Source organism: Pseudomonas sp. TH43, from assembly GCF_016650635.1.
GTDB lineage: Bacteria > Pseudomonadota > Gammaproteobacteria > Pseudomonadales > Pseudomonadaceae > Aquipseudomonas.
On the sequence record NZ_JAEKFI010000003.1, the window covers coordinates 810,145 to 826,033 of the forward strand.

Genomic DNA, 15,889 nt, shown 5'->3' on the forward strand with positions numbered 1-15,889 from the left:
GAGCCAACCAGTCCAGGTATATGGCGCACAATGACTTCTAAAAATAATCCCGCCACTGCGGTATCCGATCTGACCTTGAGCCCCGCCGCAAACAGCCCTTCATCGTCAAAGCCATTGGTTCCCTCGCGCCCGCTGTCGACCCAGCAATACCTGTACTTCACTGAAACCAATACCGACCGCATCCTCGACAACCTCGACGGCCTGCGCGATCTGGTGTTCCCGCGTCCGCCACACCTGGAAGGCGACAACGAGCAGCACAGCGATCAGGAATTCCCCTCGGTTTGCCTGATCGGCCTCGGTCGTTGTGGCTCCAACATCGCCCTCGACGTTGCGGAGTTGGTGTACAACGCACGCAAGTTCTACCTCAACGAATTCAACAACGAAGATCGCCCGTCGAGTGACCGGCGCTCCGCCGACAAGGGCTACAGCCCGGCGCAGTGGATCAAGAACAACCTGCGCATCGGCAACAACAAGGCGAGCAAACCGGTGTTTCTGGTCGAGCCGCTGGTGATGCTCGGCGACCTCGACAAGGACATCGCCGGGCGCATTCGTTTTTCGCGCAAGGGCGAAAAAAGCGGTTTCCTGCGCGACTACAGCAAAATGAAAATCATGGACTTGTCCGAAGTCCACGCCGGTGGCGCCGGTAACGCACCGATCCTCGGCCAGTATCTGGCGAAGATCATCCTCAACAAGGACACCCAGCGCTTTTCCAGCCCTGACTGGAAAATGATTCACTCGTACCTGATCGACAGCTGCGGCATCAAGGCCAACCAGTCGCGCCTGTACTTCTCGATCTTCAGTGCCGGTGGCGGTACCGGTTCCGGCATGGCCTCGGAATTCGGCCTGGCCCAGCAGCACTCGTACATGAACAAGACGTTCGACACCAAGCCGATGGACGAGCACGACGGCAAGAGCGGTCATTCGTTCGTGTTCGAGCCGATTTTTACCAGCGGCATCTGCGTGCTGCCGAACATCTCCGACCACCGCAGCGAAATGTCCGAGGCGCTGCACATCAACGCCGGTCGCCTGCTGTGCAAATACCTGTCCGAAGAATGGGATTTCTCCTACAACTTCGACAATGAAGACAGCAGCGAAGCCAGCGTCATGGGCCGTATTCGCCCATGGAACGCGATGATGCTGATCTCCAACGACATCATGCGTTACGCCGAAGAGAGCGATGACGGCAACATCCAGAACATTGATGTCAATGCGATGGAGAAGCACGCCAACCAATACATCTCGCAGCAGATCTTCAACATTCTGACGGCGCAGGCGGTGACCACCGACTACGACCAGAACTACTTCCGCCGCGCCGGCATCGACATTGGCGAAACCATTCGCCTGGACGCCAACGACCTGTTCATGAGTCTGGCCGGCCCGGTGGCGATTGCCTACGCCGAATCGGTGGTGCCGGAAACGCCGCCGCCGAGCAGCGACAAATTCAAGGTGTTCGATAAAGAGCCACAGCGCCTGAACATCGACGATCTGTTCTTCCGCTCGATCGACCTGCCGCACTTCAACAAGGTCACCCAGGCGATCGAAGGCATCAGCCTGCTGCCGATCGAGTCCAAGCGTTATCGCGCCTCGCTTGAGCAATACAAGAATTCCGGCTACGACGCGGCCGCGTTGCACGACCTGCACTTCTTCAAGAACTGCTCGTCGGTGGTCTCGATCGTCTCGTTGCCGAAAGACTACAAGCTGTCGTACATGGACCTGAACCGGTTGAAGACTCACCTCAACAGCCTGTTCCCCAACACCACGCTCAAGCGTTATGCGTTGGTGATCGGCGCCTCGGCCAACCTGTCGCTGACCACGTTGATCGCCAAGAGCCCGTGCCTGTCGGACGACTTCCTGACCCTGATCGTGGCGTTCATCAAGCGCTGCTTCGCGAAGAACCCGTATCGTTTCGACGAGACCCTGGACAACTCGATCCTCGACTTCATCATCAATGAAGAATTCGACGAAGACCGCATCGACGAGTTGCTGAATGAGTTCGAGAACCCGGCGAAGATCCTCGACACCAACTGGTACGCGATCAAGCCGATGTACGAGAAGAAGTATCGCGAGCTGATCAACGACAAAGAGAAGTTTGTCTCGATCAACGACATTCGCCTGTCGCGCGATTGCGTGAAGAAGTCGATCAAATATCTGCGCGAGATTTACCGTCACCGGATTGGCAAGACCAAGGTTATTTCCCTCAATAACCATACCGGCAAGTCGTTCTCGGTCTGATCGAAGACCGAGTCGCCTCAATCGCGAGCAGGCTCGCTCCCACAGGGGAATGCATTCCAAATGTGGGAGCGAGCCTGCTCGCGAAGAGGCCACTCCAAACACGGCAAAACCTTCATTGCCAATATCCAGAAACAATTAAGCAGCCGTTAGGCTGCTTACTAAACTGTTCCCGTTACGTTTACGTCACCGTGATGCCACCCTCGCTTGTGGCCTTTCTTCACGGCAACTTGCCATCACGCTACTCGGCTACACACTTTACGCCGATGACCGGTCGCACCACAAAGGTGCAAGGAGTTAAGCGGCCGCCCTCTCCTGGATCAGAATCCAGGGCGAAACCACCACCGCCCACAACTGCGGATCGCGTTCAAAAAGATCCAGCGCCCGCGTTTCAGACAGCTTGGCGACCTTGTCTTCGGCCAGCCAGGCGGCCACTTTCTCGCCTTCGTCGGACGCAACGGCCTCGGCGGCAGCGATCAGATCCAGCGCTGGGTCGACCCACAATAGGGCACCCCTGGCGAAGAACGGCTCCAGCTCTTTCCAGGTAATAGATGCGGTCTCGCCGAGCAGCTTGGCATAGAGGGTGCTAGGTTGTTGATTCATGGGAACTGTCCGGAAAAGAAATCGACGCGAATGATAACGTCGGTGGTCCGTCAGAAAAACCCGGTTGCAAATGGCTTCACCGAACGAAAAGAGCAGGAACGCCAAGGAATGCTGCTGACTGGGATATATGCCCACGAACGCCCCGCCGCAATTCTGTCTTTTTCATTCAAAAATGCGACACCCCCAAGTTTTGCCCCTCGGCGCCCGCTTCCCAGGCCAACAACCGGCGCTCTACACTGTACCGGTACAGTTGCCGGGGGCATTTCCGGAGGGTATCGCAAAGATATCTGACCCGGTTCTGCTGCTACGGCGCCAGAACTCAAAAAAATTACAACAGTAAGAGTGGAGCACTATGACTAAGGCTACTAAGCAGATTTCCAAACTGTTTGCCGCTATGGTTCTGGCCGGGGTTGCCAGCCATTCGTTCGCAGCTGACACCATCAAAATCGGTATCGCCGGCCCTAAGACCGGTCCAGTAGCCCAATACGGCGACATGCAGTTCAGTGGCGCGAAAATGGCCATCGAGCAGATCAACGCCAAGGGCGGCGTCGACGGCAAGAAACTCGAAGCCGTTGAATACGACGATGCCTGCGATCCGAAACAAGCGGTAGCGGTAGCGAACAAGGTCGTCAACGACGGCGTCAAGTTCGTGGTCGGTCACCTGTGCTCCAGCTCCACTCAACCGGCTTCGGACATCTACGAAGACGAAGGCGTGATCATGATCACCCCGGCTGCCACCAGCCCGGACATCACCGCCCGTGGTTACAAAATGGTCTTCCGCACCATCGGTCTGGACAGCGCCCAGGGCCCTGCCGCCGGTAACTACATTGCCGATCACGTGAAACCGAAAATCGTTGCGGTATTGCACGACAAACAGCAATACGGTGAAGGCATCGCCACCGCCGTCAAATCGACCCTTGAAAAGAAAGGCGTGAAAGTTGCCGTGTTCGAAGGCGTCAACGCCGGCGACAAGGACTTCTCCTCGATCATCGCCAAACTCAAGCAAGCCAACGTCGACTTCGTTTACTACGGCGGCTACCACCCAGAGCTGGGCCTGATCCTGCGTCAGTCGGCTGAAAAAGGCCTGAAAGCCAAGTTCATGGGTCCGGAAGGCGTGGGTAACGACTCCATTTCGCAGATCGCTAAAGACGCTTCCGAAGGTCTGCTGGTGACCCTGCCGAAATCCTTCGACCAGGATCCGGCCAACGTCGCCCTGGCTGATGCATTCAAGGCGAAGAAAGAAGACCCGAGCGGTCCTTTCGTGTTCCCGTCCTACTCGGCAGTTGAAGTGATCGCCGGCGGTATCGCCGCAGCGAAATCCGAAGACCCGGCCAAAGTAGCCGAGGCCATTCACGCCGGCACCTTCAAAACCCCGACTGGCGACCTGAGCTTCGACGCCAAGGGCGACCTGAAGGACTTCAAATTTGTGGTTTACGAGTGGCACTTCGGCAAACCAAAAACTGAAGTTTCGCCTCAGTAAGGCGCTGCCTGACTGACTGCCAATAAAGCCCACGGCGTGCCGTGGGCTTTGTTTTACGAATGTATGGGCCGCGCTGGCGTGATCCGCCAGTCTCCCCACCTGAAAATCTCAAAACCGTCATCAGCGGTTCGCTGGCAAAACCCGGATTCGAAGTGGATATAGATCCACGGGGCCGGGCGGGAAAATGACTCCACCAGTGAAATGCGTATCAGGTTTTTAGGAGCGTTGTAATGCCTGACCTCTATCACTTCTTCCAGCAGCTGGTTAATGGCCTGACCATTGGCAGCACGTATGCCCTGATCGCCATCGGCTATACGATGGTTTACGGCATCATTGGAATGATCAACTTCGCCCACGGCGAGGTGTACATGATCGGCTCCTACGTGGCGTTCATCGCCATCGCCGGGCTGGCCATGATGGGAATCGACAACGTCCCGCTGTTGATGACCGCCGCCTTCATCGCGAGCATCGTTGTCACCAGCTCGTACGGTTACAGCATCGAACGGATCGCCTACCGCCCCCTGCGCGGCAGCAACCGTCTGATCCCGCTGATTTCCGCCATCGGTATGTCGATCTTCCTGCAGAACACGGTTCTGCTGGCGCAAGACTCCAAGGACAAATCCATCCCCAACCTGATCCCCGGCAACATCTCTTTCGGGCCAGGTGGCGCACATGAAGTGCTGATCTCCTACATGCAAATCGTGGTGTTCGTGGTGACCCTGATCGCCATGCTCGGCCTGACGCTGTTCATCTCCCGTTCTCGCCTGGGTCGCGCCTGCCGCGCCTGCGCCGAAGACATCAAGATGGCTAACCTGCTCGGCATCAACACCAACAACATCATCGCCCTGACCTTCGTCATTGGTGCTGCGCTGGCGGCCATCGCGGCCGTGCTGCTGAGCATGCAATATGGCGTGATCAACCCGAACGCCGGTTTCCTCGTCGGCCTCAAAGCCTTCACCGCAGCAGTACTCGGCGGCATCGGCAGCATCCCCGGCGCCATGCTCGGTGGGTTGGTGCTTGGGGTGGCGGAAGCGTTTGGCGCCGATATCTTCGGCGACCAGTACAAGGACGTCGTGGCTTTCGGCTTGTTGGTTCTGGTGCTGTTGTTCCGTCCGACCGGCATTCTGGGCCGTCCGGAGGTTGAGAAAGTATGACTAGGAATCTTAAACAGGCACTGTTCAGTGCGCTCTTGGTTTGGGCAGTTGCGTATCCGGTGCTCGGACTGAAACTGACCATCGTCGGCATCAATCTGGAAGTGCACAACACCAGCCCGGTGATTCTGGCGACCATCGCCATCTGCTCGGTGCTGATGTTCTTGCGGGTGCTGTTCAACCAGCAGATCAGCAAGGCGTGGAATTCCTCGCCGGGCCTGCCGTTGATCCCGGCCAAGGCCAGCAACTTCCTGACCCTGCCGACCACGCAACGCTACTTCATCATTGCGCTGATCATCGGTGCACTGGTGTGGCCGTTCTTCGGTTCGCGTGGCGCGGTGGACATCGCGACGCTGATCCTGATCTACGTGATGCTCGGCCTCGGCCTGAACATCGTCGTCGGTCTGGCCGGTCTGCTCGACCTCGGTTACGTCGGTTTCTACGCCGTCGGCGCCTACAGCTACGCGCTGCTGTCGCACTACTACGGTCTGAGCTTCTGGATCTGCCTGCCGATTGCCGGCCTGATGGCGGCGACGTTCGGCTTCCTGCTGGGCTTCCCGGTATTGCGTCTGCGCGGCGACTATCTGGCGATCGTGACGTTGGGTTTCGGCGAAATCATTCGTCTGTTCCTGCGTAACCTGACCGACATCACCGGCGGCCCGAACGGCATCAGCAACATCGAGAAACCAACGTTCTTCGGCCTGACCTTCGAACGTAAAGCCGCGGAAGGCATGCAAACCTTCCACGAGTATTTCGGCCTGCAATACAACTCGATCAACAAGGTGATTTTCCTTTACCTGGTTGCCCTGTTGCTGGCGCTGGCGGCGCTGTTCATCATCAACCGTTTGCTGCGCATGCCGATCGGCCGTGCGTGGGAAGCGCTGCGTGAAGACGAAATCGCCTGCCGTGCGCTGGGACTCAACCCGACGATCATCAAGCTGTCGGCCTTCACCCTGGGTGCGAGCTTCGCCGGTTTCGCCGGTAGCTTCTTCGCTGCCCGTCAAGGTCTGGTGACCCCGGAATCGTTCACCTTCATCGAGTCGGCGATCATTCTCGCCATCGTCGTGTTGGGTGGCATGGGCTCGCAACTGGGCGTGATTCTCGCGGCCGTGGTGATGATCCTGTTGCCGGAAATGATGCGTGAGTTCAGTGAGTACCGCATGTTGATGTTCGGTGCGCTGATGGTGTTGATGATGATCTGGCGTCCACAAGGTCTGCTGCCGATGCAACGCCCACACATGGAGTTGCGAAAATGAGCCGCGAGATCTTGAAAGTTGAAAACCTCAGCATGCGCTTCGGCGGCTTGCTGGCGGTCAACGGCGTGGCCCTGACCGTGAAGGAAAAACAGGTGGTTGCCTTGATCGGGCCAAACGGCGCGGGCAAGACCACCGTGTTCAACTGCCTGACCGGTTTCTACAAGCCGTCCGGCGGCAGCATCCTGCTCGACGGCGAGCCGATTCAAGGCCTGCCGGGCCACAAGATCGCCCTCAAAGGTGTGGTGCGGACCTTCCAGAACGTACGGTTGTTCAAGGACATGACGGCGGTCGAGAACCTGTTGATCGCGCAGCACCGTCACCTGAACACCAACTTCCTGGCCGGCCTCTTCAAGACCCCGTCGTTCCGCAAAAGCGAGCGCGAGGCGATGGAGTTTGCCGAGTACTGGCTGGAAAAGGTCAACCTCAAAGAGTTCGCCAACCGCACCGCCGGCACCCTGGCTTACGGTCAGCAACGACGTCTGGAAATCGCTCGCTGCATGATGACTCGTCCGCGGATCCTCATGCTCGACGAACCAGCCGCCGGCCTGAACCCGAAGGAAACCGAAGACCTCAAGGCGCTGATCAGCGTGCTGCGTGAAGAGCACAACGTGACGGTGCTGCTGATCGAACACGACATGAAACTGGTCATGAGCATTTCCGACCACATCGTCGTGATCAACCAGGGCACGCCTCTGGCCGACGGCACGCCGGAACAGATCCGCGACAATCCTGAAGTAATCAAAGCCTACCTGGGGGAAGCGTAAATGCTGCAGTTCGAAAACGTTTCCACCTTCTACGGCAAGATCCAGGCGCTGCACAGCGTCAACGTCGAAGTCCGTCAGGGCGAGATCGTCACCCTGATCGGCGCCAACGGTGCTGGCAAGTCGACGCTGCTGATGACGCTGTGCGGTTCGCCGCAAGCGCACAGCGGCAGCATCCGCTACATGGGTGAGGAACTGGTCGGTCAGGACTCGTCGCAGATCATGCGTAAAAGCATCGCCGTGGTGCCGGAAGGTCGTCGGGTGTTCGCGCGTCTGACCGTTGAAGAAAACCTCTCCATGGGCGGCTTCTTCACCGACAAGGGCGACTATCAGGAACAGATGGACAAGGTTCTCGGACTTTTCCCACGCCTGAAAGAACGCTTCAACCAGCGCGGCGGCACCATGTCCGGCGGCGAACAGCAAATGCTCGCCATCGGCCGTGCGCTGATGAGCAAGCCCAAGCTGCTGCTGCTCGACGAGCCGTCGCTGGGCCTGGCACCGATCATCATCCAGCAGATCTTCGACATCATCGAACAACTGCGCAAGGACGGTGTAACGGTGTTCCTGGTCGAGCAGAACGCCAACCAGGCGCTGAAAATCGCCGACCGCGCGTACGTTCTGGAGAACGGCCGCGTGGTCATGCAAGGCACCGGTGAAGCGCTGCTGACCGACCCGAAAGTACGCGAGGCGTACCTCGGCGGTTGAATCATCTCACCAAACAAAAAAACGGCCTCCGGGCCGTTTTTTTTCATCTGCCAATCCTGAATCCAACACAAGCCCCCTGTGGGCGCGAGCCTGCTCGCGAAGCGGTGTGTCATTCAGCAAATGTGCTGACTGATGCTCCCTCTTCGCGAGCAGGCTCGCTCCCACAGTGGAGAGTTGTAGCAATCGCTTAGTACGGGTTGCAGTGCTGCGCTACCGCCGTGGCCTGATCGACGTATGGCCGTGCGGGTTCAAGGTTCCACTCAGGCTTGTTGCGCACAGGCTTGCCCTCGTAGGTTGCCGCCAGATGGCAGACCATCTGCCGACGCAACGAGCCACCGTTGACGCTGTATTGCCGCCATTGCTGATCGTCTTTGTGTTTGTTGTACAGCTCGGCAAACATCCGGTCGGTCTGATCGTCCTTGATTGCGCGGCCGCACGCGGTCGGCACCACTGAAAGCGACCAGGTGTTCGGTCCCAGTTTCGGATCGGGGCGTTGTACCCAGGTGCTCGACTCGATGTACTTCTCACAGAACTGCGGCGCCGCTGGCGTCGAGGTCTGGATGCACGAGAACGAAGCTTTGCCGACCGGGGTTTTCGGGAAATCGATCTTGATGATGTTGCGATCCTTGCCGGTCCTGGCCTTGTAATCGCGCTGGTTGGCCATCGCATCGTTCAAGCCACGTTGATCGCTGTAGAAAAACGCCAGAATCGGCAGTTCGTCGGTTTTCGGGTTGCCTAGACGCAGCTCAGTCTGGGTTTGAAACTCACGACTATTGATGACTTTGCGCGCGCCCATGAAGTTGCGGAACGCATCCACCCGCTCCTGGCTGCTCATCGGATTGCGCATGTTGAAGCCACACTGCAACTGATCCTGCTGGCGGTTGTTATTGAACTGGGTGAAGTGCGCGACCCAGGCATTCGGGCTGGTGATCGGTGGTTTCATGGCCTGGCAAACCGCTTCTGCCGGGGCGGTGTTTTTGTTGTCGCCACAACCCCGGTCATTGCGAAAATCAGTCCAGGCATCGTTGGGAAAAGCACAGTAGACATGCACTGGGGTCTCGGGGTCGCGGACCAGATCTCTGGGGGTAATCAGATAGCCGTTCTGCGTGCTCATGCCGGGGTCTTCATAACTGATGCCGTCGGCGCGCATGTACGACGCTGCAAAAGTACCCAGCTCCAGCGCTTTCGGGCTGGGATTCCAGACGTCCCATTTCTGCCCCTTGGCCGGGTCGGCGCGGTGCGTGCCCCGAACCAAAAGCCCCGAACAGTCCGAGGCGGGATCCTGACCGCAGCTGTCGACGGTTTTGTTGTACAACGATTCGACCTTCCTCAGCGTCTCGTCGCATGACTCGGCATTGGCCCATGTCGCCTGCACCAGCAGCGGGAACATGAGCAATGGAGCGATCCTGTTCAAGCGTTTTTTCATGGCTTGCATCTCCTTGATTAGCCAACACACACCCTCAACGCGGGACCGGGTTACAACCCGCAGCCCGCGTCTCGTTGTCCGATAACGCCGGCCGGAAAGGCTCAAGATTCCACGGCGTTTTGTTGCGGTAATTGACCAGGACGCAATTCAATTGCTGGCGCATGCTGCCGGCGGATTTTTCGTTGTCACGCCAGTTGCTGTCGGCGCCTTTTAGCGCGAACAGTTGGTCGTACAACGCAGCCACCTGCTCACTGGGCAAGGCTCGTCCCGCCGCTGTGGGGACCACGCTCAGGCTCCACTCATCCTTGCTGGTGCCGGGGTCGTAACGTTTGATCCAGTCGGCCGAGGCAATGTATTGCGGTGCCGCAACCGGAACCGGATTGCAACCAGCCTTGGCCGATTCCTGCGCAGAGACGTTGGGGCGGAACGGTTCCAGATTCCATTCGGTTTTTGCCGGATAGTTCTGGATCAGGCAGCTCAGTTGCCCGCGCATGCTGCCCGCCGATTTCTCGTTGTCGCGCCACTGACTATCGGCGCCACGCAGGGCGAACAGTTCTTTGTACAAGGCATCCTGATCACTGGCCTGAATCGCTTTGCCTTGGGCAGTGGGGGTGATCTTGAGCGACCATTCGTTTTTCTTGCTGCCCGGATCGAAACGTTCGACCCACACCGCTTCAGCAATGTATTTCTGCGCAGGTGTCGGTGTCGGCTGCGCGCTGCCAGCCGCCGTCAGGTCTATCGCCTGGTCAGCGGCGACATAGCTGAAACGTTGCTCGGCAGGCTTGGTGAAATCCAGCCGCAGGATCGGCACGCTGTAACCCTGCGCCTGGAGTTTCTTCTGGAAGTTGCGTGCGCTGTTCAGGCCGTTTTCCGGTTTCGGCGGAGCCTGATCGCCGCGAGTGGCGAAGTTCTGTGTGCTGTTGACGTTGTAGATGAAGGCATCGATGTACTTCATGTTTTCGCTGCCGTCGTTGGTTGCGGTGGCGTTCTTCAACATGAACTCGTTGACCTGGGCGCTGTGAGAGAACGGGTCTTTGTTGGTGGTGGTCGGCCGGGACTCATGAACCCGGATCATCGCGTGCCAGTCGCTGGGTTTTTCCGCGTTAAAGGAACACTGGCCGTACTGGATCGGCCCCTTCATCAGCCCGGTGTATTTTTGCGTCCATTGCTCTGCGGTGGTGACCCCGGCTTCTGCACAAGTGCCATAGGCCAGCGCGGCATTGCGGTTGCTCATCACGCCCTGAGCGGCGCGCGGTGGCTCGCGACTGTCGAAAAATCCGCAGCCGTACCATTTGCGCTCAGGCCCGGTGCCGCCATCGAATGCGTAGATGCAGGTAAACCCCTGCTCCTTGACTGGCAGGTTCAACGCTGCCGCATCGGTTGGGGTTCGCAGGATCAGACCAGCCGGATGAATGAGAATTTTGGTACTCAGATCCTTGCGAATCCACGAGTAGGAGGTCGCACCGATCTTGACCGCGTAGGGGCTGTAATCCCAGGGGTTGAAGGGCCCGTCGTTGACCATGCGCAAGGTCACGCCACTGCAGTAATAGAGACCGCGTGCGGCAGCGGTATCGGGTTCCTGGCAGGTGTCCTTGAGGGTGTTGTAGTTGTGGTTGACGCGTCTGAGCGTGTCCAGCGGATCGGAGACTGTCTGGGCAGCAACAGTCGAGAACATCAAGGGCAGTGTGCAGGCCAGAGCAAACGATGAAGCCTTGCGCGACAGCACAGCGGAGACTGAGCGATCCGTCGTCATGAGATACCGTCCTGGTAAATCGGCCTGTCGGAGTGGCCGTTGAAATGACTATAGATCACTGCCGGAAAATCAAATAAATCACTGTAGGAGCTGCCGAAGGCTGCGATCTTTTGATCTTGATCTTCAAAACAAGATCAAAAGATCGCAGCCTTCGGCAGCTCCTACAGGGGTTTTGGATTATTTGGAAAAAATTTTCGCTGAGCTGTAACGCATCGTCGACTGGTTTCTCTAGAGGGTTAAGCAAGCGCAAAAACGCTTGTACAAACCCTGAACAAGACTGGAGAAACATCATGACTGCTACCACTCGCACCCTGTCCGCCACTGCACTGGTTCTGGCCCTCGGCTCTGCTCTGAGTATGGCCGCCGTATCGACCGTCCACGCCGCTGACGACATGGAAAAATGCTTCGGCGTGGCGATGAAAGGTCATAACGATTGCGCCGCAGGTGCAGGCACCACCTGTGCCGGCACCGCGAAAATGGACTACCAGGCCAACGCCTGGAAACTCGTTCCGAAAGGCACCTGCGCCACCACTGAAAGCAAGACCTCGCCGACCGGTTTCGGCCAGATGGAAGCCTTCAAAGCCAAGTCCTGACCTGCGGCCTGCCTGAGTGACGATCATGTTCACAGTCAACGAACCTGCCCTTTCCGACACTCAGGCAGCCCACTCCGGGCTCCCTGCCCGCGCCGGGCTGGGGCTCAAGACCGGGCACTTCAGGGAAGTGCTCTGTTCACAACCGGACCTCGGTTTTTTCGAAGTCCACGCCGAAAACTACATGGTGGACGGCGGTCCTTTTCATCATTTTCTCGGGTTGATTCGCGAGCAGTATCCGTTGTCGCTGCACGGTGTCGGACTGTCCATCGGCGCTGAAGGGCCGCTGGATGTTCAACATCTCAAGCGTCTCGGTGCACTGATCGAACGCTATCAACCGCACTCCTTTTCCGAACACCTGGCCTGGTCCAGCCATGGTCCGGTGTTCCTCAATGATTTGCTGCCACTGGCCTATGACACGCCGACGCTGAACCGCGTCTGCGAGCACATAGACCAAGTGCAGAACAGCCTCGGGCGCCCCATGCTGCTGGAAAATCCGGCGACGTATCTGGCCTTTCAACGCTCGACCATTGATGAGGCTGACTTCATTGCCGACGTCATCCGCCGTAGCGGCTGCGGCCTGTTGCTGGACGTCAATAACGTCTACGTATCGTGCATCAACCATCAACGCGACCCATTGGCCTACCTCGATGCCTTGCCATTGCACGCCGTTGGCGAGATTCATCTGGCTGGGTTTGCAGAAGATCGCGACAGTCTCGGCGACCGTTTGCTGATCGACGATCATGGTGCGCCGATCGATCTGGCTGTATGGAATCTGTACCGCCAAGTGCTGGAGCGCACAGGCCCGGCAGCAACGCTGATCGAACGCGACAACAGTTTGCCGGCGTTCAGCGTCTTGCTCGCCGAGGCCCGGCAGGCTGATGACTTGCTGATGCAAGCCAGGGGTCGATCATGAGCACTCAAGCGACCTTCGCGGCGGCAATGCTCGATGTGCGATCGCCTTGCCCCGAAGGCCTGTGCAGCGCCAACGGTGCCGATCCCGAGAGCCGTTTCGCGGTGTATCGCAACAACGTGCAAAGTTCGCTGATGAACGCTCTGGGTGACAGTTATCCGGTGGTTGCGCAACTGGTGGGCAAGGAGTTCTTCCGCGCCATGGCGGCCGTTTTCATCCAGGCTCAGCCACCCCACAGTCCGTTGATGAGCCTTTATGGCGAAGATTTTGCGGATTTCATCGAAAGCTTTGAACCGGCATTCAGCGTGCCCTATCTGGCCGATGTCGCACGTCTTGAACACCTGCGTACTGTCGCCTACCACGCCGCCGATGCCAGCCCGATAAGTCCGGAAGAAATCACCGCCGCACTGTCTGCACCCGACTCTTTGAGCGAACTGCGCTTCGGGCTGCACCCGTCGTTGCGCCTGCTCGACTCAAGCCATGCCGTTGTCGCGATCTGGGCAGCGCATCAACACGACGCAACACTTGAGGGCATCAACACCCACCAAGAGCAGTACGCCCTGGTCTTGCGCAACTGTCTGGACGTCGAGGTGTTTGCCCTCGAACACGGCGCCAGCCTGTTTATCCGTCAATTACTTGATGGCCAGCCACTGCTGGCAGCGGCGCAAAACAGCCCGCCGTTCGACCTCAGTCAAACCCTGGCCCTATTGATTGCACACAACGCCATCACTCATCTGAACGACAAGGAATCGCCATGAACACGCTCATCCCCCGCGCCATCGCGCTGCTGGAGAAAATCCCCCACAGTCTGATCGCGCTCATTGCGCGTTTTTCGATTGCGGCAGTGTTCTGGAAATCCGGGCAGACCAAGGTCGAGGGCCTGGCCATCGACCTGATTGACGGGACGTTTCAACTCGGCTGGCCGCGTCTGGCGGATTCAACGATTCCACTTTTCAAGAGCGAATACCACGTGCCACTGCTGTCGCCGGAAATCGCCGCGCACATGGCCGCGTTTGCCGAGCACTTTTTCCCGATCCTGATACTGATCGGATTCGCCACAAGGTTTTCAGCCCTGGCACTGCTGGGGATGACGCTGACCATTCAGCTGTTTGTCTATCCAGACGCCTATCCGACCCATGGCACGTGGGCAGCGGTGTTGCTGTTCCTGATGGCTCGCGGCCCTGGCAGGTTGTCGATAGATCACTTGGTCGCACACCGTTTCGCCAAATAAGCAAATCCCCTGTGGGAGCGAGCCTGCTCGCGAAACGGTTTCACATTCACGTCATGTGTTGACTGAATCAATGCATTCGCGAGCAGGCTCGCTCCCACAGGAAAATGACGTCAGCGCTGGAGGCGATCAAGCGCCTCGCCGCTGCGCTTGAACCAGCCGATCAGATAGTCCGCCAATACCTGCGTACGTTTGGGTAATCCGCCCTGATACGGATGCACCAGGTACATCGGCATACGCCGGGTCTGAAAGCCGCGCAGGAGCAAACGCAATCGGCCGTCCGCCAATTCCGCTTGCAGCAGGTACGAGGGTAAACGCGCGATACCGGCTCCGCTCAGGGCCGCTTTTTTCAGCAGGTTGTAGTGGTTGCTGGCAAACGGTCCCGACACGCGCACCCGCAGCAATTCGTGCTGCTGGTGGTATAGCCATTCCTCGCGACCGCTGTAATGGCTATTGAGGAGGCAACGGTGTTCGGCCAACGCCTGTGGCGTCGTCGGTTCGCCGAAACGCTCTAGATAAGCCGGGCTGGCGCAGGTCATCTCCTGCCAGGCCAGCAGCGGTTTGGCCACCAGTCGCTCGTCATTCGCCACTTCGCTGCGAATCGCCAGATCGAAACCGTCCCGGGACAGATCGCGATAACTGTTGTTCAGCTCCAGCTCGATCTGCACCTCGGGATACTGCTGCGAGAACTCCAGCAGCAGACCATCGAAGAAAGTTTCCCCCAGCGAAACCGGAACCGTTATACGCACGGGGCCGGCCATGTCGTCTTTCAATCGCGCCAAGGCCTGACGCGCTCTTTCGACCTGGACGACAAGCGCCTGCGCCTGCGGCAACAGCGCAGCGCCCGCGGCGGTCAGGCTCAACCGGCGAGTCGTGCGATGCAGCAACACCACGGCAAACTGTGTCTCCAGATGGCTGATGCGCTTGGACAACTGGCCCTTGCTGCAACCCAATTGCTGTGCGGCCAAAGTAAAACTGCCGGCCTCGATCAACACGGCAAACGCTGCGAGATCATCCATTTCGCTCATGGATTGTTTCCATTTGAAAACCAAAGGTTGCCCATTAGCACGCTTATCTGCAGAAAAAACCACTCTAGACTGAAACCTCGTTCAAACACTTGAGGCACTGCACGATGAAAATTCTGTTGATAGGCGCGGGCGGCACCATCGGTTCGGCCGTAGACAAAGAGCTCTCGCAACGCCACGAAGTCATTCGCATTGGTCGCAACAGCGGCGATTTCCATGTGGATATCAGTGACAGCGCATCCATCCGCAAGCTGTTCGAGCAGACCGGCAAGTTCGACGCACTGGTCTGCGCCGCCGGTAACGTGACCTTTGCCCCGCTGGGAGAGATGAACGCCGACAGCTTCGCCCTCGGCCTGAAAGACAAATTGATGGGTCAGGTCAACCTGCTGCTGATCGGCCGTGAGTTCGCCAACGATGGCGCCTCATTCACCTTCACCACCGGCGTACTCAGCCACGATCCGATCCGCAGCGGCGCATCGGCGGCACTGGTCAACGGCGCGCTCGACAGCTTCGTCAAGGCTGCTGCCATCGAACTGCCGCGTGGTCTGCGCGTGAACTCGATCAGCCCGACAGTATTGCTGGAAGCGATGGGCAGCTACGCGCCGTACTTCCGTGGTTACAAGCCGGTGCCTGCGGCGGATGTGGCGTTGGCCTACGCGAAAAGTGTTGAAGGCCTGCAAACCGGGCAGACCTTTCACGTCGGTTGAGATCAAGAGATCGCAGCCTGCGGCAGCGCCTACACGGGGAAATGCGTTTCCATGTAGGCGCT

At 58.3% G+C, this 15,889-nt stretch carries 15 protein-coding genes; 11 read left to right on the top strand and 4 right to left on the bottom strand.

Going from position 1 to position 15,889, the window contains the following annotated elements; all coding sequences use genetic code 11:
* Window positions 1-30 precede the first annotated feature (30 nt).
* Window positions 31-2,232: a hypothetical protein gene (locus JFT81_RS13290; RefSeq protein ID WP_201227661.1), complete on the top strand. Its 2,202-nt coding sequence runs from the start codon at window positions 31-33 to the stop codon at window positions 2,230-2,232.
* Between the two features lie 294 nt (window positions 2,233-2,526).
* Here the strand turns inward: JFT81_RS13290 and JFT81_RS13295 are convergent, their stop codons facing one another.
* Window positions 2,527-2,832: a DUF2288 domain-containing protein gene (locus tag JFT81_RS13295; RefSeq protein WP_201227662.1), complete on the bottom strand. Its 306-nt coding sequence runs from the start codon at window positions 2,830-2,832 to the stop codon at window positions 2,527-2,529.
* Between the two features lie 352 nt (window positions 2,833-3,184).
* On the opposite strand from JFT81_RS13295, the gene JFT81_RS13300 reads away from it, so the two are divergent.
* From JFT81_RS13300 to JFT81_RS13320, 5 genes are all read left to right on the top strand, one after another.
* A complete protein-coding gene (locus tag JFT81_RS13300; protein WP_201149548.1) occupies window positions 3,185-4,312 on the top strand; it encodes a branched-chain amino acid ABC transporter substrate-binding protein in 1,128 nt (375 codons plus the stop codon).
* Window positions 4,313-4,542: 230 nt separating this feature from the next.
* A complete protein-coding gene (gene livH, locus JFT81_RS13305; RefSeq protein WP_008082254.1) occupies window positions 4,543-5,466 on the top strand; it encodes a high-affinity branched-chain amino acid ABC transporter permease LivH in 924 nt (307 codons plus the stop codon).
* Entirely contained in the window at window positions 5,463-6,719 is a 1,257-nt protein-coding gene (locus JFT81_RS13310) for a high-affinity branched-chain amino acid ABC transporter permease LivM (RefSeq protein WP_201227663.1), read from the top strand. Before livH ends, JFT81_RS13310 begins: the two co-directional genes overlap by 4 nt.
* The gene (gene livG, locus JFT81_RS13315; protein WP_201149544.1) at window positions 6,716-7,483 is read left to right on the top strand and encodes a high-affinity branched-chain amino acid ABC transporter ATP-binding protein LivG; all 768 of its coding nucleotides are present in this window, start codon (window positions 6,716-6,718) and stop codon (window positions 7,481-7,483) included. The genes JFT81_RS13310 and livG overlap by 4 nt, the downstream gene beginning before the upstream one ends.
* Complete coding sequence (locus tag JFT81_RS13320) at window positions 7,484-8,185, top strand: ABC transporter ATP-binding protein (protein WP_003222380.1); 702 nt, start codon at window positions 7,484-7,486, stop codon at window positions 8,183-8,185. It begins immediately after the preceding gene.
* 187 nt (window positions 8,186-8,372) lie between these two features.
* On the opposite strand, the gene JFT81_RS13325 is transcribed toward JFT81_RS13320, so the two are convergent.
* Both JFT81_RS13325 and JFT81_RS13330 read right to left on the bottom strand, forming a co-directional pair.
* The gene (locus tag JFT81_RS13325) at window positions 8,373-9,611 is read right to left on the bottom strand and encodes a DUF2599 domain-containing protein (protein WP_201227664.1); all 1,239 of its coding nucleotides are present in this window, start codon (window positions 9,609-9,611) and stop codon (window positions 8,373-8,375) included.
* A gap of 34 nt (window positions 9,612-9,645) precedes the next feature.
* Complete coding sequence (locus JFT81_RS13330; protein ID WP_201227665.1) at window positions 9,646-11,364, bottom strand: DUF2599 domain-containing protein; 1,719 nt, start codon at window positions 11,362-11,364, stop codon at window positions 9,646-9,648.
* Between the two features lie 290 nt (window positions 11,365-11,654).
* On the opposite strand from JFT81_RS13330, the gene JFT81_RS13335 reads away from it, so the two are divergent.
* From JFT81_RS13335 to JFT81_RS13350, 4 genes are read left to right on the top strand one after another with little or no spacing between them, the layout of a single operon-like run.
* Window positions 11,655-11,957: a DUF2282 domain-containing protein gene (locus JFT81_RS13335; RefSeq protein WP_201201286.1), complete on the top strand. Its 303-nt coding sequence runs from the start codon at window positions 11,655-11,657 to the stop codon at window positions 11,955-11,957.
* A 25-nt stretch (window positions 11,958-11,982) separates the two neighbouring features.
* Complete coding sequence (locus tag JFT81_RS13340) at window positions 11,983-12,870, top strand: DUF692 domain-containing protein (RefSeq protein ID WP_201227666.1); 888 nt, start codon at window positions 11,983-11,985, stop codon at window positions 12,868-12,870.
* Complete coding sequence (locus JFT81_RS13345) at window positions 12,867-13,625, top strand: DNA-binding domain-containing protein (RefSeq protein WP_201227667.1); 759 nt, start codon at window positions 12,867-12,869, stop codon at window positions 13,623-13,625. The genes JFT81_RS13340 and JFT81_RS13345 overlap by 4 nt, the downstream gene beginning before the upstream one ends.
* Window positions 13,622-14,098: a DoxX family protein gene (locus tag JFT81_RS13350; protein ID WP_201227668.1), complete on the top strand. Its 477-nt coding sequence runs from the start codon at window positions 13,622-13,624 to the stop codon at window positions 14,096-14,098. The genes JFT81_RS13345 and JFT81_RS13350 overlap by 4 nt, the downstream gene beginning before the upstream one ends.
* A 110-nt stretch (window positions 14,099-14,208) precedes the next feature.
* Here JFT81_RS13350 and JFT81_RS13355 read toward each other — a convergent pair whose 3' ends face one another.
* Complete coding sequence (locus tag JFT81_RS13355; RefSeq protein ID WP_201227669.1) at window positions 14,209-15,123, bottom strand: LysR family transcriptional regulator; 915 nt, start codon at window positions 15,121-15,123, stop codon at window positions 14,209-14,211.
* 104 nt (window positions 15,124-15,227) lie between these two features.
* Between JFT81_RS13355 and JFT81_RS13360 the strand changes: the two genes are divergently transcribed.
* Entirely contained in the window at window positions 15,228-15,827 is a 600-nt protein-coding gene (locus JFT81_RS13360; RefSeq protein ID WP_201227670.1) for a short chain dehydrogenase, read from the top strand.
* Window positions 15,828-15,889 lie beyond the last annotated feature (62 nt).

Coding starts and splice junctions, on each gene's coding strand:
- JFT81_RS13290 (WP_201227661.1), top strand. CDS start 31: ATGACTTCTAAAAATAATCCCGCCACTGCGGTATCCGATCTGACCTTG.
- JFT81_RS13295 (WP_201227662.1), bottom strand. CDS start 2,832: ATGAATCAACAACCTAGCACCCTCTATGCCAAGCTGCTCGGCGAGACC.
- JFT81_RS13300 (WP_201149548.1), top strand. CDS start 3,185: ATGACTAAGGCTACTAAGCAGATTTCCAAACTGTTTGCCGCTATGGTT.
- livH (WP_008082254.1), top strand. CDS start 4,543: ATGCCTGACCTCTATCACTTCTTCCAGCAGCTGGTTAATGGCCTGACC.
- JFT81_RS13310 (WP_201227663.1), top strand. CDS start 5,463: ATGACTAGGAATCTTAAACAGGCACTGTTCAGTGCGCTCTTGGTTTGG.
- livG (WP_201149544.1), top strand. CDS start 6,716: ATGAGCCGCGAGATCTTGAAAGTTGAAAACCTCAGCATGCGCTTCGGC.
- JFT81_RS13320 (WP_003222380.1), top strand. CDS start 7,484: ATGCTGCAGTTCGAAAACGTTTCCACCTTCTACGGCAAGATCCAGGCG.
- JFT81_RS13325 (WP_201227664.1), bottom strand. CDS start 9,611: ATGAAAAAACGCTTGAACAGGATCGCTCCATTGCTCATGTTCCCGCTG.
- JFT81_RS13330 (WP_201227665.1), bottom strand. CDS start 11,364: ATGACGACGGATCGCTCAGTCTCCGCTGTGCTGTCGCGCAAGGCTTCA.
- JFT81_RS13335 (WP_201201286.1), top strand. CDS start 11,655: ATGACTGCTACCACTCGCACCCTGTCCGCCACTGCACTGGTTCTGGCC.
- JFT81_RS13340 (WP_201227666.1), top strand. CDS start 11,983: ATGTTCACAGTCAACGAACCTGCCCTTTCCGACACTCAGGCAGCCCAC.
- JFT81_RS13345 (WP_201227667.1), top strand. CDS start 12,867: ATGAGCACTCAAGCGACCTTCGCGGCGGCAATGCTCGATGTGCGATCG.
- JFT81_RS13350 (WP_201227668.1), top strand. CDS start 13,622: ATGAACACGCTCATCCCCCGCGCCATCGCGCTGCTGGAGAAAATCCCC.
- JFT81_RS13355 (WP_201227669.1), bottom strand. CDS start 15,123: ATGAGCGAAATGGATGATCTCGCAGCGTTTGCCGTGTTGATCGAGGCC.
- JFT81_RS13360 (WP_201227670.1), top strand. CDS start 15,228: ATGAAAATTCTGTTGATAGGCGCGGGCGGCACCATCGGTTCGGCCGTA.